Here is a 21,329-nt window from a genome sequence, read left to right as displayed (position 1 = left end):
ATGGCCGCGCGGCTGTGGCTCTTCGCTGTGGTTCTTCATCGCGGTGCGGCTGTGGCGCGGTACGACCGCCCAGATATCTCTTGGCCCGAAGCTCGTCCGCGCCGGTTGCAACGCCCGACATCCGGGCGCGAGCCTCACACGACCGTCACCGCCACCTCCGACCCGAACGCGGCGGCCCACCGGGCTATCAGCTCGAACCGGCCCCGCGCCCCTTCCGCCTGTCGCGGCACCAGGGTCGCGCGAACGCCGTTCGCGTCGCGTGCCCGGTGCGCCAGCTCGAGGCCGCTGCCGCCGAGTTTAGTCTCCTGCTCCGACAGCACGCTCACCAGCGCCGCGAGCCGCGCCTCGGGGGCGCGCACGGCCAGCGCCGGGAGCGGCCCCTCGATCGCGAACTCCTGTTCCGGCCGCTGCCCGACGCCGACCGGCCACGCGCGCTGCTCGTCGGTCAGGTAGCGGCCCACGTCGACCTCGACGATCTCGAAATCCTCGTCGGGGCGCTGCCCCTCGGCCGGTTCGCCGGTCATGCGGTGTCCTCCAGACGAATTTCGTCACACCCGGCGTTGTTCCCGCACCGGATGCGGAACTCGTAAATGCCCGGTTCGGGAAACGGCACGAGGGCCAACCGGTAGCCGCGGTTCAGCACAAAAAAGCGGCCGCGGGTCATGTGGACCGGCGGCAGATCGAACGCCACGACCGGGTCTTCCGTTTCGAGCCGCTGGCGGACCAATTCGAACCGCACCGGGTGGGTGCCTTGACCGTCCGCGTACTGGACGAACAGCCATAACTCCTGCTCCGCATACGGGAACGCCCCGCCCACCGGCGGGCGGATCGTCGTTTCGATGCCGCGCGCCGTGTACGGGAGCCCCAGTGGCCCGCTCGCGGCCTCGACCTTTCGGCATACCGTCACCCGGCGGACCAGGGGGGCGACGCTCATTCGCGGTCCTCTCGGGTTGTTTCATAACTCTAGCAGCGCCGCCGGAGGCGCGGAAGTCACAGCACCCGCCGGACGGTCAGTGCGGCGCCGGGGCGCCAGGTGAAGAGCATCAGGTCCGCCGGGTGCCCGGGTTCGAGTTTCGTCACCGGCAGGCCCAGCAACTCGCGCGGCCGGGCCGAGGCGAGGTCGAGCACAGTTTTTAACCCGAGGTCCGGCATGACATCGAGCAGGTGCGACACGCAGGTGTCGGTGAAGTGCCCGCTGCCGGCGAGGAACGGCGTCCCGGCGACCACGATCTTCCCGGAGGGGAGCACCTCCAGTTCGGTCCCCCACTCGGAGTACGTTCCCGGCGGCAGCCCGGCTAGGCTCCCCGCGTCGCACGTCAGCAGCAGCCGGGCCGTTCCCTTCGCGCGGACGATGCACTTGATGAGGGTGGCCGGCAGGTGGTGGCCGTCGGTGATGATGCTGGCCCGCAGGTCGTCGCACGCGAGCTGCTCCCAGACGTAGTTGTCGTGCCGCGGGAGCGTGGCGTGGCACCCGTTGCCCAGGTGGGTGCTGGTGCGCGCGCCGGCCGCCACCGCGTCGCGGATCTGTTGCCCCGTGGCGGCGGTGTGACCGATCGCGGCGACCACGCCGGCCGCGGTCAGCTCCTCAATAAAGGGCAGGGCGCCGGGCCGCTCCGGGGCGAGCGTTACCATCCGAATGCGCCCGCCGGCGGCGTCCTGGAGCCGCCGGAACTCGTCCGGGTCCGGGTCGCGGGTGTGCTGCCGCGGGTGCGCGCCGCGGGGGCCGTCGTCCCCGGACAGGTACGGCCCTTCCAGGTGGAAGCACGGCACCCGTCGCGCCAGTTCGGCGTCCGAGTCGAGCGCCCGGGCGAGCGTCGCGAACCCGTGACGCAGCGCCCCGAAGCTGTTGGTCACGAGGGTGGCGGCGAACGCGCCGATCCCGTGCGCCGAACACACACCGGCGACGGCACGCACGCCGTCGGGCGTGAGGGCGGTGCCGTTAAAGCTGATGCCGAGGCAGCCGTTGATTTGCGGGTCGAAGAGCGCCGGGGCGATCCACTCTTCGGGCTCCCGGTCCGAGGCCGTCACCGCGGCGATGCGGTCGCCCTCGACCGTCACCGCGACGGGCCGGCCGGTGGCGTAATGGCGTGCGTGGAGGATCATTTGGGTGTTGGTGGCGCGGGCCGGTCTGGTAAGCGGGTGCCGTACACGTCACCACACATTCTGGGCGAATGCCCGTGCTCTGGTCAGCCCCCGTTGCGATCTCGGTCGTCGGCGGCGCCGCCAGCGGTGCGGCAGCCCTTTCGCTCGTGCGGGCGTTTTCGGTATGGCGGCAGCGGGCGGGTGAGCTATACTCCCCCTGCTCGCATCGCGTGCCCCGCGGCGCCCCGTTACCCGCCGCGGCACTGCGACCGACCCTCCAAATGGACCGACCGCGCGCGCATGACCGCGTACGATCAGGCCGAACTCGCCCAGGCCCTCCTCTCGGAAATCGGCGACGCCCTGTTTTTCCTCGACCCGGACACGGACCGGCTGCTCGAGGCGAACCCCGTCGCCCTGCGCCTCACCGGCTTCTCCCGGGCCGAGGTGCTGGAGCTCCCCGCCACCCACCTGTTCCGGTTCGAGTCCAGCGGCGGCGCCCAGCGCCTCAAAGGCGCGTTCACCAAGACGATGGTGTTCCACGGGCAGGACGGGTTCCTGCTCCGCACGAAGGACGACAGCTGGCTCCCGGTCGGCCTGACCGTGTCGCGGCTGCACCTGCCGCCCAAGCCGTTGGGCCTGATCATCGCCCGCGACGACCGCGACCGCCGGGCCGCCCTGGCCCAGGCGCGGCGGGTCGAGGCGGAGCTGCGCACCGTGCTCAGCAGCGCGCCCGGTGCCCTCTGGAGCGCCGAACGGACCCCGGGGCCGGACGTGTTTTCGGGCTGGCAGTTCCGGTACGTGTCGCCCCAGATGGCGGACCTCGCCGGGCGGCCGGGCGAGTTCTTCGACCACCCGTTCAAGTGGGCCGAGGCCGTTCACCCGGCCGAACGGGAGGGGTACCGCGGGGCCGTGCGGCGCCTGCTCGCCTCCGGCGAGGACCTTGAACAGCTGTACCGCGTCCAGCAGCCGGGCGGCGCGGTGCGGTGGGTGCAGGACCGGCTCCGGCTGGTGCGGGACGGGAGCGGCCGGCCGGTCCGGCTCGACGGGTGCCTGACCGACGTGACCGCGCGCCGGGACGCCGAGGAGGCGGTGCGGCAGAGCGAGCAGCGGTTCCGCGCCCTCGTCGAGAAGAGCCGCGACGGGATCCTGCTGCTCGACGCGGGGGCGGCGATCCGGTACGCCACCCCGGCCGCCAAATTCGTCCTCGGGTTCGCCCCGGAGGACGTCCTCGGGGTGGACCTGCTGTCCCTGATCCACCCGGACGACGTGCCCGGCGCCACCCGGCGCCTGGGGGCCAGCATCAGCCGCCCGGGCGAGGACGTCCCGGCCACGCTCCGCATGCTCGGCGCGCAGGGCGGCACCCGGCTCGTCGAGATGAACGCGGTGAACCGGCTCGACGACCCGAGCGTGTGCGCGGTGGTCGTGAACTACCGCGACGTGACCGAGCGCGACGCCGCCGTGCGCGAGGTGGCCAAACAGCACTCGCTGCTGGAGGGGCTGTTCGCGTCGGTGCCGGACGTGGTGTGCTACCAGGACCGCGACGGCCGGCTCCTGGGGTGCAACCCGGCGTTCGAGGCGTTCGCCGGGCGCCCCGCCGCCGCCCTCGTCGGCACGCGGTGCGAGGACGCGTTCGCGGGGGAGTGGGTGCCGCGGGTCGTCGCGGCGCAACAAGTGGTGCTGGCCACGGGGCGCACCGAGCGGGGCAAGGAGTGGGTGACGTACCCGACCGGCCGCAAGGCGCTGCTCGACTTCGCCATCGCCCCGCTCCGCGACGACTCGGGCGCCACGGTCGGGCTGATCGTGCTGGGCCGCGACGTGACCGAGCAGAACCGGCTCGAGGAGGAGCTGCGGCAGTCGCACAAGCTGGAGGCGGTGGGGCGGCTCGCGGGCGGCATCGCCCACGACTTCAACAACCTGCTCACGGTGGTGCTCGGGAACCTGGAGCTGATCCGGTGCGGGGCCGCCACCGGGGCCGACGCCGAGGAGCTGCTCGCGGGCACCGAGCGGGCCGCGAAGCAGGCGGCCGAGCTCACCAAACAGATGCTCGGGTTCGCCCGGCGGCAGCCGCTGCGCACCGCGTCGGTCGACCTGAACCAGTTGGTCCGGGACTCGCTGGTGCTGCTCCGCCGCACGATCGACGCGCGGATCGTGGTGCGGTTCGAGCCGGCGCCGCACCTGCGCCCCGTGGCCGCGGACCCGGTTCAGCTCCAGCAGGTGCTGATGAACCTGTGCCTGAACGCCCGCGACGCGATGCCCGAGGGCGGCACCCTGACCGTCGGCACCGCGGACGCGGACCCGACGGACGGCCCCGAGGGCAAGCGGTTCGTGCGGCTGAGCGTGTCCGACACCGGGGTGGGGATGACCGACGAGGTGCGGGCGAAGATCTTCGACCCGTTCTTCACCACCAAGGGGGTGGGGCAGGGGACCGGCCTGGGGCTGGCCGTGGTGTACGGGGTGGCGACCGCGCACGGCGGGTCGGTCGAGGTGTCGTCGACCCCGGGCGCCGGGAGCCGGTTCGATGTGTACTTGCCCCGCGGGGCCGTGTCCGACGACGACCGGACCCCGACCCGGGCCGAGGGCGCAACCGATTTCCCGCGCGGCCGCGGCGAAACGATACTGGTCGCCGACGACGAGATCGGGGTGCGCGACCTCGCGAAGGTCGCGCTGGAGATGTCCGGGTACACGGTACTGGTCGCGGCCGACGGGGCCGAAGCGCTCGACGTGTTCCACCGGGCCGGGGGGAAGGTGCGGCTCGCGGTGCTCGACGCCAGCATGCCGAAGCTGTCCGGGCGCCAGGTGTTCGAGGCGCTGCGCCGGGTCGATCCGGGGCTGAAGGTGCTGTTCGCGAGCGGCTACCACGGCGGCGGGCTGCTCCCGGCCGACGACCTGCCCGGCACCCGGCGGCTGAACAAGCCCTACGTGCCGACCCAACTGGCCGCCGCCGTTCGCGAGATGCTCGCGGAGTAAAGGCGAAGGCAGGTTGGCCACAAAAAAGCACAAAGGGCACAAAGGAAACCAAAACGAAGACAGAAGAGCGAGTTCAAAACTCTCCTTGGTCTTCGTTTTTGGTTTCCTTTTGTGCCCTTTGTGCTTTTTTGTGGCCAACCTGCCTTCGTGACCGCGCCACACATTTGTGGCCGATCTCTTCGCAACCGCGATCAGATGTTCATGCCGTCGCTGAGCTTCGCCAGCGCTTCGTTCTCGATTTGGCGCACCCGCTCGCGGGTGAGGCCGAGGCACTCGCCGATCTCCTTGAGGGTCCGGGGCTCTTCGTCGTTGAGCCCGAACCGCATCCGCAGCACGGTCGCCTCGCGCTGGTCCATCCGGTCGAGCAGGTGCAGCACCTGCTTGAGGTCGTCCGACTTGCCCAGCTCGGTGTCCGGTGCGTCGCCGCGCGAGTCCATCAGCGTCTCTTCGATGCTCCAGCCGGCGTCCGTTTGGTCGGACTGGGTGCCGGCGTTCGCGACGCGGATGGCCTTCTTGATGATCGCGAGCTTCTTCTTCGACAGCCCCAGGAACTTGGCGATCTCGTCGTGGGTGGGCGGGCGGCCCAGCTCGTCGGAGAGCTGGTTCGTGGCCCGGCGCCACTTGGTGAGCAACTCGGCCATGTAGGCCGGGATGCGGATCGTCTTCGCGGTGTTCACGATCGCCCGCTTGATGCTCTGCTTGATCCAGTAGCTGGCGTAGGTGCTGAACCGCGTGTTCATCGACGGCTCGAACCCCTCCACCGCCCGCAGCAGCCCCATGTTGCCTTCGGACACGAGGTCGTCGAGGGCCAGCCCCTTTCCCGTGTAGCCGCGGGCGATGTTCACCACCAGGCGGAGGTTCGCGCGGACCATCCGGTCGCGGGCCTGCGGGTCACCGGTCAGGACGCGGGCGCCCAGGTCGCGCTCCTCGGCGGCGGACAGCAGCGGCGTGTGGTCGATCTCACTCAGGTACGTCGAAAATGACGTGCGGGCGGGGTGTTCGTTCCTCACGGTGTCTCTCTGCTGAAGCGGGGGGGCGCGAATGTTATCGTCGTTGATGCCGGTTCGGAACCGGGGAGACGCGTTAACTTGCGACAAGAAAGTGAACTGGTCAAATCGGAATATCCGATACAACCGTCACAATCTATGGCTTATTGGGCTGGCCCGATTTTTCAGAAGTGGGTGACCGGCTCGCCGTTCTATATTTGCCTGAAATTTCAGGTGCCGATGGGTGTGTCGGCCGCGCGTTTCCGGCTCTGCTTGTTAGCGCCGGACACGCGCGGTTGGCCGGTGCTTGTGGCGCACCGGTGAGTTGCGAACGGTCGCTTCACAGGCGGCCAGATTTTTCCGGGTTCGCCGTCACGTCCGGCGGTGCGGATCAGTTCGTCCTGGCGGGGATTACGTCCAGTTCCACGCGCGACGGGAACGCGGGCGTGTGGTAGACCTTTTGGGTGGCTTTTTGAAAGTCGGCGTCTTCGGCCTCAAAGATGTTGGGCACGAACTTCTGCGGGTTCCGGTCGATGACCGGGAACCAACTGCTGCTCACCTGCACCATGATCCGGTGTCCTTTCCGGAACCGGTGGTGCCCCTGGACCAAGTCAACGAGGTACTCTTCTACGGCGCCGGGCTTCACGGGCTCGGGCTTCTCCAGACTCTTGCGGAACCGCGCGCGGGCCGGCTCGCCGGCGATCAAGAGCTGGTAGCCGGCCAACTCCGGGGGCTTCTTGTAGTCCTCGGGGTACACGTCGATGAGGCGCACCACCCAGTCGCAGTCGGTGCCCGTGGTCGCGCCGAACAGTTTCACCTTCATGGCGCCGGCGACGGTAACGTCTTCGGCGAGCGGTTCGGTTTCGAACGAGAGCACGTCGGGCCGACCGTGCGTGAACCGCTGGTCCTGCACCATCCACTCGGGCCACTCGGGACCGGGGTAGGTGGGCCTCACCGGCCGGGGGCGGTACGGGACGGGGTTTGCGGGGTCCGATACGTACTCGCTCGCCTCCGCCGCGCGCTCCGGCGGGGGATCGAAACTCAGCTTCCCTTTCGGGTGGAAGTACAGCTTCCGCGCCGTGGCGCCTTTTGGCGGCCAGGAGTCGTAGGTCGCCCAGGTGTTGGCCCCCGTCAGGAACATCCGCGCTTCGGGGGGCGCTTTCCCCGCGTCTTTGAGGTAGTGAGCAAAGAACGGCGCTTGAACTTCTTTCCGGAAGTGTCCTCCGGTGTCGGAATCGAACGGGACACGTCCGAGCCGGTCGGCCTTGCCCGAGGCCCAACCGCCGTGGTTCCACGGGCCGACCGCCAGGAAGTTTTGGCCCTTCTTGTCGTGCTTCTCGAGCAGCTCGTACATCTTCAGCGGGCCGCGGAAGTCCTCCTGATCGTACCACCCGCCCACGGTGAGCGTCGGGACCGTCACGCGCGTCAGGCGCGGTTCGAGCGATTGCGTTTTCCAGAACGTGTCGTAGTTCGGGTGCGCGACGAAGTCGTTCCACGTCGGCAGGGCGTTCTTGAAGTGTTTGCGGTTCACGTTCGAGAGGGCGCCGAGTTTGAGGTACCAGTCGTAGGTGTCGTGGCGGTCGAAGTGGAACGAGAAGTTGGTCTTGTCGGTCTCCATCATCGCGACGTACTCGAACCCGTAACTGAGTCGGAACGCGCCGCTGTGGTGGAAGTCGTCGCCCAGGAACATGTCGATCGGCGAGGCCTGGGGCGAGACCGCCTTGAGCGCGGGGTGCGGGTCGAGCATCGCGACCGCGGCGAGCCAGCCCGGGTAGCTGATGCCGAGCATCCCGACCCGCCCGTTGTTGCCCTTCACCTCCTTCAGCAGCCACTCGATGGTGTCGTAGGTGTCGGACGCTTCATCAACGGCCTTCGGGTCGTTCGGGTCGCGGGCGGGGCGCGTCATCACGAACGTGCCCTCCGACTTGAACCGCCCGCGGATGTCCTGAAGAACGAACGCGTAGCCGTCATCAATCATGTCTTTGAAGTAGTTCCGCAGCAGCCGTTCGGCGCGCCCGTCGATGCCGTAGGGGGTGCGCAGGAGGATGATCGGTACCGGCCCTTTGGGCTCCTTCGGGACGTGCAGCGTCGTGAACAGCTTTTTCCCGTCGCGCATCGGGACCATTGCTTCGGTGCGCTCGAAACGTGAATCGGCGTCGGGCGCCTGGGACGGCGCGTTCGCGACGGTGAGGCAAAGCGCGACCAGCGCGCCGGCCCCGATCCTGAGTTGGTGTCGCATAAGGTACCCGTGGGTGTGCGGAGAGGGTGGGCGTCATTGTTCGTGTTGTGCGGCGCGTGTCAATGGCACGGGCTGTACGCCCGAGACACTTGCCGCGCCGGTTCCTGGAGGGCGGCGGCCGAGCGCGGCGCGCGGAGTGGGTGAGATAATTGTGGGGGAGGCTCCCATGTCCGACGTGCCGTTTCGCCTGTCCGACCGCGCCGCCCGGGTTCGCACGGCGGCGCGCGAACTTTTGAACGCGCACGGGCTGTTGACCTGGGAGTTCGGGTTCAACTCGAACGTGCGCCGGGCCGGCGTGTGCTTCTACCCGTACCGCGGCGAACCCGGGCGGATCGAGCTGTCGGTTCACTTCGCCGAGAGGAACAGCGACGCCGAGGTGTGGGGGACGCTGTTGCACGAACTGGCGCACGCGCTGGTCGGCCCCGGGCACGGGCACGACGCCGTGTGGCGTGCGAAGTGTCGCGAACTGGGCACCTCGACCGACGCTTGTTACGGGGACGAGGTGCAGATGCCGCGAGGGCGGTGGCGGGCGGTGTGCGCCGGCTGTGCGTTCGAGTACGACCGCCACCGGCGGCCGGCGCGGGCCGCCGGGTGGTACTGCCGCCCGTGCGGGTCCGACCGCGGGAAGTTAGAATGGCGCGACGCCACAACGGGGTGAACGTGCCTCCGCAGGGCCTCCCGACGAGGTCGAACATATCTGAAGGACGAGACAACCGGGACCAAACAGACCCGATCCGACGGCCGCGAAAAACCGGCGATCACTTCCTCGCGCCGCGGTCGAAGCACCACGCGAACAACAGATCCCATTCGAGCCGCTGCACGCGCTGGGCGGTTTGCTCGTCGGCGCTGCCGGTGCCGCGCGCCTTCTCGCAGAAGTCCACGAAGTCGAACGGGGTGGTGTACTTGTAGCCCACCGCCGGCGCCTGTTCGGCGAGCTGGGCCAGCACCGGGTGGGCGCCGACCCGGCGCCACCAGTACTTCGAGTTCCAGGCGTCCGGCTCGCGCCGGTGCATGATGGCGTGCCAGAAGTTCCGGTTCGGGCACGACTCGTCCGCCTGACTGATCGTGTGCGACTCGTCGAGGTAATCGAACAGCAGCCACAGCCCCGCGCCGCAAGCGGGCGGCAGTGACGCCACCGCCGTCCGGATTTGTGCGCGTCGCTCGGCCGCCGGTGTTCCCGGCCCCAGATCCGTCGGCGGTGCGGCGGCGATCAGTTCGGTCACGGCGGTCGGGAAGTCGCGCATCAGTCGGCCTCATTATGGACACTGTTGTTGTACTTGGCCCCGCACGTGTCCGCGAGTGCCGGCCCTGTGACAGTGCCCCGGCTAACGCGATACCTCCGATCTACCCGGAAGGGCACCCGGTTACTGACGCCGGGGGCGAGAAGTGACGGTCGGACCCCGGTGTCAGCGGGGTGATTGGTGTGACAGGAGCTGGTTCAGTTGGTTTGTTTGGTACTGGTGCGGTACTGCTCCGTGTCCCACACCCGCACCGTCTTGTCGCCCGACGCCGACACCAGCCGGGTGCCGGTGCGGTCGAACGCGACGGAGTGAACGTACATCTTGTGACCGCTCAACTCGGCGATCTCGCGGTGCGTGTCCACGTGCCACAGGCGAATGAGGTTGTCCGCGGCGCCGGTCGCGAGCAACTTGCCGTCCGGGCTGAACGCCAGCCCGTACACATCGCTCCCGTGCTTCAACTCGCCGAGCAGCTTTTCGGTCGCCACGTCCCAGATTCGCACCGAGCCGTCCGACGAACCCGCCGCGAGCGACTTTCCGTTCGGGTGCCACGCGAGCGCGAGTACGCCGTCACGGAAGTCCGCGCCCGGCTTGAGGACCGCCAGGGGCTTGCCGGTCGCCACGTCCCAGACTCGCACCGAACCATCGCGGTGGTGCCCGGCCGATGCGAGCTGTTTGCCGTCCGGGCTGAACGCCACGTCACAGACCGCGAAGGCGTGCCCCTCCAGAACGGCCGCCGCGCGGCGGGTGGTCACGTCCCAAAGCCGCACCCGACCGTCCGGGGTGCCGGCCGCGAGCAGCGTTCCGTCGGGGCTGAACGTGACCCGGCTGTCGCGGAAGTCGGCGTTCGAGAGCGGCCACACGTGCAGCAGCTTGCCGGTGCCGGCGTCCCAGAGCCGCACCCCGCCCACCGCGCTCGGATCGTTGTGCTTTCGGCCCAGCGTCGCGATCAGTTGGCCTTTCGGGTGTACCGCCACCGACGACACAATGCCGATGTTCCCGTGCTCCAGCTTCAGCACCTCTTTGCCGGTACGTGCGTCCCACACGCGCGCGGTGTCGTCCCAGCCGGCCGACGCGATCCGGTCCCCGTCCGGGAAGAAGGCGGCGCTGTAGACGTAGGACCCGTGCCCGCGCAGCGCGTAATCGTTCTCGGCCGACCACACGTCCCATAACCGCACCGTGTCGTCGCTGGCGTGCGACGCGATCAGCGCCGTGCCCGTGCCCGGGTCAATGTGGAACGCGCCGCTGTTCACCTCCGACGAGTGGCCCCGGAGCACCGCCACGAGTTTTCCCCGTTTCACGTCCCAGTACCGCAGCGTGCGGTCGTCGGACGCCGAGAGCAGCCGGGTGCCGTCCGGGTTGAACGCGACCCGCTGGATCCAGCCGGTGTGCCCCTCGAGCACGTGGACGGCCTCCCGCTTCTCCCCGCGCGCGTCGGGGCCGATGTCCCAGACGCGCACGGTGCGGTCCATCGAGCACGACGCGAGCAACCGGCCGTCCGGGCTGAACGCCGTGTCGCTCACCTGGTTCTCGTGCCCCTCCAGCCGTGCCACCCGCTGCCCGGTGGCCACCTCCCATACGTCCATCGCGGTCTGCGGGTGCCACCCGCTCGACACGATCCGCTTACCGTCTGGACTGAACCGGTACGCGAACATGGGCTCGGCGCGCGGGTCGATCCGGCCCACCGGCCGGCCGGAGCGCACGCCCCAGAAGGTCGGCGGGTCGGAGCTCGCCCAGCGCGCCCCGGCCACCTCACCGTCCGGGCTGAACACCAGCGGCAGTGCGGTCCCGTCGGGCACCCGCAGCCGGTGCGTCTCCCGCCCGGTCTCGACGTTCCAGATGCGCGCGGTTCGGTCTTCCGAACCGGTGACCAGCTCGCTGCCGTTCGCGATGAACTGGATGACGTGGATCTTGGCGGTGTGCCCGCTCAGCACCCGCACCCGCCCGGTGCGCGGGTCGAGCAGGGCGAGGCCGTGGTCGTTGGTCGCGTACGCGACCATCGCGCCGCTGTCCGCGACCAGTGCGTGGTGCGGCGCGGCGGGGCCGGGGAACGGTCCCCGCCGTTCCCGGGTTGTGAGGTCCCAGACGGTCAACTGGCGGTTCGGGTCCGTGGCCAGTAGCCAGCGCCCGTTGGCACTGAACTGGGCGTAACATATCGGGGCGTCGGGGCCTCCGAGCACGTGCCGCGAGCGGTCGAGCTGGGCCACCAGCACGTTCCACACCCAGTCGCGGTGATCGGGCGGGGCCTCGTCCAGCGCCCAGCGGGCCGTCCGCACGTCGTGCAGCCGCAGCCCGCCGGACGCGGCCATCAGGCTGACCCGGTACCGCTCCCAGCGCTCCTTGGCGGCGGCCTCGAGGTTCTTGGCCGCTTCCGCTTGTGCGCGCCGTGCGTGCTCGGCCGCCCACAACTCGTTCGTGCGGGCGATCTCCATGTGGTCCTTGGCCTGTTTCTCGTTCCACCGGGCGTCGTCCCAGCTCCACATGACCCCGGCCAGTGCCGCGACCGCGACCAGCACGGTCACGACCGACAGCGCGGCGAGCGCCGGGTTCCGCCGCCCCCACCGGGCCGTGCGCCCCAGCGGTCCGAGCCGACGGGCGAGGATCGGTCGGCCGTCGAGCCACCGCTCCAGATCGTCGGCCAGGGCCGCGGCCGTCGGGTATCGCTTGTCGGGCTGCTTCTCCAGGCACTTCAGGCAAACGGTCTCGAGGTCCCGGGGCACCCCCGGCTGGAGCCGGCGCGGCAGGACCGGCTCCTGGTGCAGCGCCAGCCGTAGGGTGTCGGCGAACGCGGCCCCCTTGAACGGCACCACACCGGTGAGCAACTGGTACAGGATCACGCCGAGCGCGTAGATGTCCGCCGCCGGCGCCGCTTCGCCCTCGAACTGCTCCGGCGACATGTACTCGGGGGTGCCGAGCACGACCCCAGTCTGGGTGCGTGGCTGCGGGCCGGAGGCGGGGGCGATCTGCTTGGCGATCCCAAAGTCGGCGATTTTCGGCTCGCCGTCGTGCCCGAGCAGCACGTTCGCCGGCTTCAGGTCGCGGTGAATCACCCCGATCTGGTGGGCCGCGTGGACGGCCCGTGCGAGTGTGGTCACCGTGCGCGCCGCGTAGTCCGGCGCCTGAGGGGACCGCGTTTTGCTCGCCAAACTCCCCCCGTCCACGAACTCCAGTGCGATGAACGGGATCGGGTGCAACTCGCCGGCCGCCGGTTCGACGGTGCCCACCTCGAACACCTGGATCACGTTGGGGTGTTGCAGCTTCGCGATGGTCTCGGCCTCGGCCCGGAACCGTTCGCGGAACTCCGGCGCCAGCGACTCGCCCCGGAGCATTTTGATCGCGACCCGGCGGTTCAGCTCGCGGTGCCGGGCCTCGTACACGATGCCCATGCCGCCGGTACCGACGACCGACAGGATGTCGTACCCTCGCACCCGTGGGTGCTCGCCCGCGGGCGGTTCCGGCGGAAGGGGGATGGTGGCGACGCGGGGCGCCTTCGGTGGGCCGCCGGTGGGCTGGTCGCGTGCGATCACGAGGGGCACCGTGCGCTCGGGCGGGTGGGGCAGCGAGGCGGGCGTGCGCACGGAAGCTCCTCCGGACGGTCAACGTGATCCTCGTGCAAAAGATGTGACACCGCGAACCAAATGCAACTCACTCGATTCAGATGCGAAGGGAACTTTGTGCGCGAGTTGAAACGGGCGCGAATGTTCTGTTCAGACCGGAAGATTGGAGTGCAAAAATTGGGCGGCAGTTCGTCAGGCGCCGCACGGTCACGTGACCGCGGCCCGCAAAATCTGCGTCACTTTTTGGGCGGCGCGGTGACGGTGAGCCACAGATCGGCCAACGGCTCGTCGAACTCGGGCGCCGCGAACCGCGCGTATCGCGTGAGCGCCGGCTGATCCTTCACCGTGCCGATCAACCGGAACGGCACCGAGAGAAGTTCGTTCGCGGTGACGGAAAGTGTGACGGCGTTGGGATCGGGTTTCGCGGGTTGTACGATCGCGACCTTTACACCCGGCGGTAGCCCCTCTGCGCTCACTTCGACCGGTTTCGCGAACCCGAGTTTGCGGTTCACTTTCACCGCAATCGTTGTGGGCGTACCGGGCGTGACGGTGAAGCGGTCGGTGGGAACCGTCAGGTCGTAATCCGGTTCGGAGAGGACACGCAGCAGGAATGCGTGACGCGGGCCGGCGCCCGCGTACTGGTCGCCGACGGTGACGGTGTACGCGCCGTCCGCGGGCGGGGTGAAGGCGAGCGCGGTGTCGGCGTTGATCTTCGGTGGCTCGGCGCGAGCGAGCGGCTTCTTCTCGGCGTCGAGTACACGCACGACCGGGTTGACCGCGAGGCCAACCGTTCGGCTCTCCACCTGAATCGTGAGCGGTTGCCCCTTCTTCGCATTCATTACGAAGCTGGTGTCCGTGCCGGCCTTTTCGATGCGGCCGGTGACGGAGAACGGCGGCTTGAGCGGTTCGCTGACCGCCGGCCCGAAGGTCGGGTGCGGTTCGACACGCACGCGGAGGGAATTCGCCCGTCTCGCTGCGCGTGCAAACGAGGCGTCCGGCAAACCATAAGTGAGCGCGAGCGTGCGTGTTTCAGGGGACAGGTTCCACCCTTCGGTTTCAACCGCTGCGGTGCCGTTTTGCACCGCGAGCGGGGTGGTGTGATCTCCAAACGGTCCCGTGGTGAGCGTGAGACGGTACACGCTCGCGTCAGAACCGAAGTAACGAATGGTGGAATCCGGCGTTGCCGGGAAGGCGTACACGCGAACGACGTGAACCCCGTCCTTCTTCGCCGTGAACGCGATTTGCGGATCGAGGCCGTGGAAGTCGTTGTTCTCGTCGAGGACGAACCCGTCGGCCGAAAGCACCTGCATCATCGCATCGATCGGCGACCGCAGGGCGTTGTGCGCCTCGAGCGACGCGACCAACGTTTGCCCCTTCTTGAGCCGCACCGCAAAACAGTCCACGTCGCCGTTCTTTTCCAGCTTCCCGTTCACAACGACGGACGTGAATTCAATGAGTTGCGCCTTCTTGAACTCGTCGTTAGGTTCTTTCTCTGCTACCTCCGGCAGCGCACCCACGATGAACGGCCGCAACCCGCTGGCCCCTTCGTTGCTGTGGGCGCGGACCCAGTACACGTCCGGTACAGCGTCCTTCGCGACGGTGACTTTCAGTTTGCCCTTCACGTTTTCGGCCGAGACGCCCTTTCCGCTGACCCAGACCCGTGCCGTCGGCTCGGTGAGACCCGCAGCGGTGACTTCGACCGTTGTGCCTTGCTGCGCCCCGGCGGGAGAGAGGTACGTGATTGCCGGCGGCGCCGAGAAGAGCTTTGCACCGCAGAGCGCGCAAAGGGCAAAGAGAGAGAAAGCAGAGAGATGAAAACTCCGGATGGTACTTGCGCTCATGTTTCTCTCTGCGCCCTTTGCGCCCTCTGCGGTGAATATTCTTAGTCTCTCACATCAGCTCTTTGATCGGCGTTGGGTCGCTGACGAGGTGGGCCGGGCGACCGTTCGGGTTGTACAGGATCTTGTTCGGGTCGATCCCGAGTTTGGTGTACACGGTCGATACGAAGTTCTCGGGCGCGAGCACCCGCTCGACCGCCGCGAACCCCTTGCGGTCGGTGGCGCCGACGACCGTGCCGCCCGGGGTGCCGCCGCCCGCGAAGAGGACGCTCATCGCGTTGGCCCAGTGGTCGCGGCCGGGCTTGGTTTGTCCTTGGAGGGTAGAGATCTTCGGCGTCCGCCCGAACTCGCCGAGGGCGATCACGAGCGTGCTGTCGAGCATCCCGCGCTCTTCGAGGTCGGTGATGAGGGCCGAAACCGACTGGTCCCAGCTCGGGAGCCGCTTCCGGAGCGCGCCGAACAGGTCGGAGTGGTGGTCCCAGCCGCCGTCGTTGACGGTCACGAACGGCACCCCGGCTTCGACGAGCCGCCGGGCCAGGAGCAGGCGCTGGCCGAACCCGTTGCGGCCGTAAGTGTCGCGCACCTTCGTGGGCTCGCGGGCGATGTCGAACGCCGCCTGCGCGGGCTTCGAGTTCATCAGGTCGTAGGCCTGCTTGTAGTGCTCGTCGAGCGCCAGCGCCGGGTCGCCCGCGGCCTTGTCCATGAACCGCTTCAGGCTGTCGACATCGCTGCGGACGCCGGTGCGGTCGTCGAACCGCTCGCCGGTGAGCCCCTCGGGGAGGGCCACGTCACGAACTTTGAAGTTACGGCCGCTCGGGTCCTCGGCGACCACGAACGGGGCGTACTTCGCGCCGAGGAAGTTCGGCCCGCCGGACCGCGTCATGGAGGGGAGCGAGAAGTACGCCGGTATGCCCCCGCCGGCGGGCTTCTCGTGCGCGACCACCGACCCCATGCTGGGGTGGAAGCTGACGAACGCGCCGCACCCGACGGGGATGCGCGGTGGCGCGCCGGTCATCATGTAGTGGTTGCCGGCCCCGTGGTTGCCCTGCTCGTGGCGGATCGAGCGGATCATCGCGAACTTGCTCAGCCCCTTCGCGAGCCGGGTCATGTGCTCGGAGAAGTGGACCCCGGGCACGGCGGTCGGGATGGCCTTGAACTCGCCGCGGTACTCTTCGGGCGCGTCCGGCTTGGGGTCGAACGTCTCGAAGTGCGTCGGCCCGCCGTCCATCCAAATGAGGATGCAAGACTTCGCCCTGGCCGCGGGCGCGTTGACCGCTTCGGCCGCGAGCCCCCGCGCGCGGAACGCGGTGAGCAACCCGCCGCCGAGGAACGCGCCGAGGCCGAGTTGCAGGCTGTCGCGGCGGGAGTACCCAGCGCAGTTGGTGTTGGTGGGCATGACGCACGACCTCGTTCAAGAATCGGTTTCCGCAAGACGCCCTTCAACGAACTTCCAGGCGGCTTCCAATCTTCGAAAGTAAACCGTTTCACCACGATCAACGTATTCGTTCGTCGCGAGCAGGGACCACAGATGCGGCATCCCCGGCTCGCAACCCGGCCCGATGACAATAGCAACGGGAACAGGCGGTGGCTCGATATCAACGTTCGGAAATGCCTGATTGATGTTGTTGCCCCACCGGTAGCTCAACTCAGTTGCATCGTAAATCACACAACACGCATTGAGTGCCGTCATTCCGGCCTTTGCCATCGCCTGCATGTAGGTCGCGTCGGGCCACCCTTCAGAACCCCAGCGATACGTACCGGCATATTTGATGACCAAGGGTTCAAAGAAACCCGGCTCCCAGTCGCGACTGGTAAAAAAGCGAACCGTGATCTGACTCCAAGACCGGAGATCGTGTTCGGCAAGCTGCATGTTCGCCTCAGTCGTTGAACACGAATTCCGGTGTGTTGATGAGCGCCCACAGCAGGTCTTCGGTCGCGCTGCGCCGGGTCGCGCCGGGCTTCTCAAACCGCTTCACGGCCTTCGTGCGCTCGCTTTCTGTTGGCAGGCGACTGTACGCGAGTAGGTAAAGTTCGTCGGCAATCTCGCCGGGCGTCTTCTTGCCCTTCGCCAGTTCGGCGCAGCGGCCCTCGTCGCTCGTGACCTTGCGGTACAGGTTCGGGCTGTTCATCAGGTGCAGCGCCTGAACCACGGTCGTGTCGGCGGTGCGCTCGCACGGCGGGTCCTGGTTCGGGTCCGGGCGGCCGAAGCTGTCCAGGAACACCGACTGCGAGCGCGCCGTCCAGACCTCGACCGCCCGCGACCCGGCCGGCATCGCCTCGAACCGCTCCGGCACCCCGGTGACATCGCTCACCATGTCGAGCAGCACCTCGGCCCGCAACCGCTGCCGGTAGTGGCGCGAGTAGTTGCGCAGGTCGCTCGCGTTGCGGTCGTTGGGTGTGGTGGAGAGCTGGTACGCGTGGCTCAGGCAGATCGTGCGGACGAGCGACTTCAGGTCGCACTTGTTCTTGCGGAAGTCCGTCGCGAGTGCGTCGAGCAGTTCCGGGTTGCTCGCCGGGTTGGTGGCGCGCAGGTCGTCCACCGGGTCAACGATCCCGCGGCCCATCAGGTCGGCCCACACGCGGTTCGCGATCACCTTGGCGAAGAACGGGTTCTCGGGCGCGGTCACCCACTCCGCCAGCGCCTCGCGGGGGTCGCGGTCCGGTGACAGGTCGAGCGGTTTGCCCAGCAGGGGCGTCGGCGTCATCTCCTTGCCGGTCAGCGGGTGCCTGACGGTGCTGCCGCCGCGCCGGCCCGTGCCGCTCCCGAGGAACACCGCTTCTTCGCTGCCGCTGATCGGCGCCGAGATGCCGATCCCGCTCCGCCCGATCCGCCCGAAGAACGCCGCGAAGCTGTAAAAGTCGTCCTGCCCCCACACCTCGAACGGGTGGTGGTGGCACTTCGCGCAGTCGAGCCGCACCCCCAGGAACAACTGGCTCACCATCGTGGTCAACTCGTCCGGCTCGCGCCGGTTCCGGTAGAAAACGGCGGCCCCGTTCGTGAACGTGCTCCCGTTCGCAGTGATGATCTCGCGCACGAACCGGTCGTAGGGCTTGTTCTCGCGGAAGCTCTTGCGAATCCACTGGTCGAAGTTGTACGTCGCCTTCATGCCCGTGTGGTACGGGTTCGGGCGCAACAGGTCGGTCCACTTGTTGGCCCAGAAGTCGGCGTACTCGGGCCGCTCCAGCAGCGCGTCGAGGAGCCGTTCGCGCTTCTTCGGTTCCCGGTCGGCGAGAAACGCCCGCACCTCATCCGGAGTCGGGAGGCGGCCGATCACGTCGAGGTACGCCCGGCGGTGGAACTGCGCGTCGGTGGCGAGTTCCGACGGCGTGATGTTCAACTGTTGCAGCTTCTTCCACACCAACCCGTCGATGAAGTTGTTCCGCGGGAGCTTCTCGTACACCGCGGCGTCGACACTCTTCGGCAAGGGGATGAGTACGCGGCACACCGCGAATTTCTCGGCGAACCGGGCCATGACCGCCGCCTCGCCCGGGATCGGGCCGGCGCGGACCTCGCCCGCCGCACCGACCGCGGCGTACACACTCTCGCTCGACGAGAACTGGGCGAGGTTCGTCACGTCCTGAGTGCGGCCATCGGAATAGTGTGCGGTGACCGCGAGTTGCTGGGGTGCTTTCAGGGCGAGGAGCCGGCTCTCGGGAAACACCGTAACCTTTTCGAGTCGCGGGGCGTTGGCGGGCGTACGCGGCGTGCCGTTGGCGATCCACGTTGCGAGTGCGCGGTACTCGGGACTGCCCTCGGTGAGTTTTTTACCGCCGCCGTGCGGCGCCTGCCCGGTCGCTTTGCGCAACAGCAGGCTGAACGCCGGGTTCGCCGGGAACACGCGCCGGCCGCGGGCCTCGGCGGTGATCGCCTGAAAGTCGAAGTCGTTGTCGTAGGCCAGCAGTGAGAGTTGGAACCCGTTCTGGCCGCGGGCTTTACCGTGACAGGGGCCGGCGTTGCACCCGTACCGGGTGAGGATCGGTTGTACGTCACGCTCGAAGGTCACGGGCGCGGCCGCGCCGGCGTTCCGGACCTTCACCGGAACTGTTGCGCTCGCCCCGCGCGCGGTAGCGGTGATAACGGCGTCGCCGTCACCGACCGGGGTGACGAGCCCGCTCGGGCTGACCACGACCACCCCGGGCGCGCTGCTCCGGTAGCCGGCCTCGCCGGTGCGGTCCGTGAGCGCTGTGCCGTTCGTCTCCGTGACGATCAGTTGTTGCCGGGCGCCTGTTCCGTCGAGCGTCACCGCGGACGGGAACACGCTCAGCCCGTCGGCGGCGCGAGCTTGTGCCGCGCAAACGAACGGGAGCACCGCGAGAGTGAAGAGGAGGGACCGCATGGTTCGGAGCGAGGGCGGAAGGTAGGCGCGGGCGGCGGGAAGGAGGTTGAGCATACCCGGGCGCCGCGGCCGACGCCAGTGAAACCTCGATATTCTGGCGCGCACGATCCGCGCACCGCCCCGGCTCCGCGAGCGGAGAGGCGCTTGGTCGTTAGCCGCGTGCGTCGAGTACCGCTCGCACCTTGCGGGCCAGCCCGATCGGCGAGAACGGCTTCTGGATGAACGCCTCGCCCGACCCGAACGCCCCGTCCGGCACCACCGCCTCGTCGGTGTACCCGCTCATGAACAGGATCTTCACGTTCGGGCGGGCCGCGCGGAGCGCGTCGCCGAGCTCCCGGCCGCCCGCGTTCGGCATCACCACGTCGGTCACCAGCAGGTCGATGCGACCCGGGTGCGCGGCGGCCACGTTCAGGGCGTCTGCCGCGCACCCGGCGGTCAGCACCGTGTACCCCTGCACGTCCAGCGCGATGCGGGCGATGTTGCGCACCGGCTCCTCGTCCTCGACCAGCAGGATCGTTTCGGTCCCGCCGGTCGGGACCGGGGCGGGAGCGGGTGCGGGCGCGTCCGGTGCCGCGCACGCGGGGAACAGCATGACGAACGTCGTGCCCGCCCCGTGGGGGCACTCCACCGTGATGTGCCCGCCCGCCTGCTTGACCACGCCGTGAACCACGGCGAGCCCCAGCCCGGTGCCCTTACCCACTCCTTTGGTGGTGAAGAACGGCTCGAAGATGTGCGGGCGCACGTCCTCCGGGATCCCGGCGCCGGTGTCCGCCACGGCGAGCCGGACGTACCGCCCCGGCCGCAGGTCCGGCTGCGACGCCGTGTCGGCCGGGCGCAGCTCCACGTTGCGCGTTTCCAGGGTCAGCCGCCCGCCCCCCGGCATCGCGTCCCGGGCGTTCACCGCGAGGTTGATGATCACCTGCTCGATCTGCCCCAGGTCCGCGGTCACCGGCGCCAGGTACGGGTCCAGCGCGAGCGCCAGGGTGATGTGCTCGCCGATCAGCCGGCGCAGCAGCTTGCCGATGTGCGTGGCCACCGCGTTCAGGTCCAGCACCTTCGGCTCGACCATCGACCGGCGGCTGAACGCGAGCAACTGCTGGGTGAGCCGCGCGGCCCGCTCCCCGGCGTCCTGGATGGCCGCCAGCGGCTCCCACAGCGGCCCCCGCTCGGTGAGCCCGGCCAGCAGCAGGTCCGCGTACCCGTTGATGACGGTGAGCAGGTTGTTGAAGTCGTGCGCCACCCCGCCCGCCAGCCGCCCGATGGCCTCCAGCTTGGTGCCCTCTCGCAGCTTCTCGTCGAGCCGGGCCTTTTCGTCCTCCTGGCGGCGCCGGGCGGTGATGTCGCGGAACACCAGCACCGCGCCGTCCACCGCCCCGCGGTCGTCGAGGATCGGGGCGGCGCAGTCGTCGATCGGGCACTCGCCGCCGGTGCGGGCGGTGAGCACCGTGTGGTTCGCCAGCCCCACCACCCGGCCCTCGCGCAGCACCCGGTCGACGGGGTTCTCGACGGGCAGCCGGGTGGCCTCGTTGGAGATCACGAACACGTCGTGCAGCGAGCGGCCGGCGGCCTCCGCCAGCGGCCACCCGGTGAGCCGTTCGGCCACCGGGTTGAGGAACGTGACCGCGCCGGCCCGGTCGGTCGCGATGACCCCGTCGCCGATGCTGGCGAGCGTGGTGGCGTACCGGCGCTCGCTGGCCCGCAGCCGGCGCTCGGCCGCGTGCTTGTACAGGGCCATCTCGATGACGGTCCGCAGCTCGCGCTCCTGGAACGGCTTGAGCAGGTACCCGTACGGCTCGGCCACCCGCGCCCGGGTCAGGGTCTCGTCGTCCGAGTGGGCGGTCAGGAACACGACCGGGACGAAGTGCTCGGCGCGGACCCGGTCGGCGGCGTCGATCCCGTCGAGGTCGCCCCGCAGCCGGATGTCCATGAGGACCAGGTCGGGCGCCCGCTCGCCGGCCAGCCGCAGCGCGTCGGCGCCGGTGGCGACCGACCCGACGACCTCGTACCCGAGGGCCGTGAGCCGCAGCTCCAGGTCCGCCGCGGGGATCCGCTCGTCTTCGACAATCAGTATCCGGTGGGGCATGA

General features: G+C 69.0%; 14 protein-coding genes. 2 read left to right on the top strand and 12 right to left on the bottom strand.

The annotated features are described in order from the left end of the window. Nucleotides 1-134 precede the first annotated feature (134 nt). Genes R5W23_RS16625 through R5W23_RS16615 form a run of 3 tightly spaced genes read right to left on the bottom strand, consistent with a single transcriptional unit; the run spans nt 135 to nt 2,103 of the window. Nucleotides 135-524: a hypothetical protein gene (locus tag R5W23_RS16625; protein WP_261188355.1), complete on the bottom strand. Its 390-nt coding sequence runs from the start codon at nt 522-524 to the stop codon at nt 135-137. Then, nucleotides 521-934, bottom strand: a complete 414-nt coding sequence (locus tag R5W23_RS16620; RefSeq protein ID WP_261188356.1) for a hypothetical protein — start codon at nt 932-934, stop codon at nt 521-523. Before R5W23_RS16620 ends, R5W23_RS16625 begins: the two co-directional genes overlap by 4 nt. Nucleotides 935-990: 56 nt before the next feature. Next, the gene (locus tag R5W23_RS16615; protein WP_261188357.1) at nt 991-2,103 is read right to left on the bottom strand and encodes an N-acetylglucosamine-6-phosphate deacetylase; all 1,113 of its coding nucleotides are present in this window, start codon (nt 2,101-2,103) and stop codon (nt 991-993) included. Nucleotides 2,104-2,382: 279 nt separating this feature from the next. On the opposite strand from R5W23_RS16615, the gene R5W23_RS16610 reads away from it, so the two are divergent. Next, nucleotides 2,383-5,049 (top strand): hybrid sensor histidine kinase/response regulator, encoded by a 2,667-nt coding sequence (locus R5W23_RS16610; RefSeq protein WP_320687263.1) that lies wholly within the window; start codon nt 2,383-2,385, stop codon nt 5,047-5,049. A 191-nt stretch (nt 5,050-5,240) separates the two neighbouring features. On the opposite strand, the gene R5W23_RS16605 is transcribed toward R5W23_RS16610, so the two are convergent. Beyond that, the gene (locus tag R5W23_RS16605; protein WP_261188359.1) at nt 5,241-6,059 is read right to left on the bottom strand and encodes a sigma-70 family RNA polymerase sigma factor; all 819 of its coding nucleotides are present in this window, start codon (nt 6,057-6,059) and stop codon (nt 5,241-5,243) included. 367 nt (nt 6,060-6,426) lie between these two features. Then, the gene (locus tag R5W23_RS16600; RefSeq protein ID WP_320687262.1) at nt 6,427-8,274 is read right to left on the bottom strand and encodes a CocE/NonD family hydrolase; all 1,848 of its coding nucleotides are present in this window, start codon (nt 8,272-8,274) and stop codon (nt 6,427-6,429) included. Nucleotides 8,275-8,440: 166 nt separating this feature from the next. On the opposite strand from R5W23_RS16600, the gene R5W23_RS16595 reads away from it, so the two are divergent. Further along, nucleotides 8,441-8,932 carry a SprT family zinc-dependent metalloprotease gene (locus tag R5W23_RS16595; RefSeq protein ID WP_261188361.1) on the top strand — a complete coding sequence of 164 codons (492 nt, stop codon included), beginning with the start codon at nt 8,441-8,443 and terminating at the stop codon, nt 8,930-8,932. A gap of 100 nt (nt 8,933-9,032) precedes the next feature. On the opposite strand, the gene R5W23_RS16590 is transcribed toward R5W23_RS16595, so the two are convergent. The 7 genes from R5W23_RS16590 to R5W23_RS16560 form a co-directional block, all read right to left on the bottom strand. Continuing rightward, nucleotides 9,033-9,518, bottom strand: coding sequence for a hypothetical protein (locus tag R5W23_RS16590; protein WP_320687261.1), 486 nt, complete (start codon nt 9,516-9,518; stop codon nt 9,033-9,035). A gap of 194 nt (nt 9,519-9,712) precedes the next feature. Further along, the gene (locus tag R5W23_RS16585; RefSeq protein WP_320687260.1) at nt 9,713-13,090 is read right to left on the bottom strand and encodes a WD40 repeat domain-containing serine/threonine protein kinase; all 3,378 of its coding nucleotides are present in this window, start codon (nt 13,088-13,090) and stop codon (nt 9,713-9,715) included. Between the two features lie 215 nt (nt 13,091-13,305). Continuing rightward, nucleotides 13,306-14,910 carry a PPC domain-containing protein gene (locus R5W23_RS16580; RefSeq protein WP_320687259.1) on the bottom strand — a complete coding sequence of 535 codons (1,605 nt, stop codon included), beginning with the start codon at nt 14,908-14,910 and terminating at the stop codon, nt 13,306-13,308. 49 nt (nt 14,911-14,959) lie between these two features. Further along, nucleotides 14,960-16,303, bottom strand: a complete 1,344-nt coding sequence (locus tag R5W23_RS16575; RefSeq protein ID WP_320687258.1) for a DUF1501 domain-containing protein — start codon at nt 16,301-16,303, stop codon at nt 14,960-14,962. A 15-nt stretch (nt 16,304-16,318) separates the two neighbouring features. After that, entirely contained in the window at nt 16,319-16,777 is a 459-nt protein-coding gene (locus tag R5W23_RS16570; RefSeq protein ID WP_320687257.1) for a hypothetical protein, read from the bottom strand. Nucleotides 16,778-16,784: 7 nt separating this feature from the next. After that, nucleotides 16,785-19,298: a DUF1549 domain-containing protein gene (locus R5W23_RS16565; RefSeq protein ID WP_320687256.1), complete on the bottom strand. Its 2,514-nt coding sequence runs from the start codon at nt 19,296-19,298 to the stop codon at nt 16,785-16,787. 97 nt (nt 19,299-19,395) lie between these two features. Continuing rightward, nucleotides 19,396-21,327 (bottom strand): ATP-binding response regulator, encoded by a 1,932-nt coding sequence (locus R5W23_RS16560; protein WP_320687255.1) that lies wholly within the window; start codon nt 21,325-21,327, stop codon nt 19,396-19,398. Nucleotides 21,328-21,329 lie beyond the last annotated feature (2 nt).

The organism is Gemmata algarum, assembly GCF_034097035.1.
GTDB classification, from domain to species: Bacteria; Planctomycetota; Planctomycetia; order Gemmatales; family Gemmataceae; genus Gemmata; species Gemmata algarum.
The sequence above is the reverse complement of the archived record's forward strand: the minus strand, read 5'-3'. Positions and strand labels throughout refer to the sequence as shown.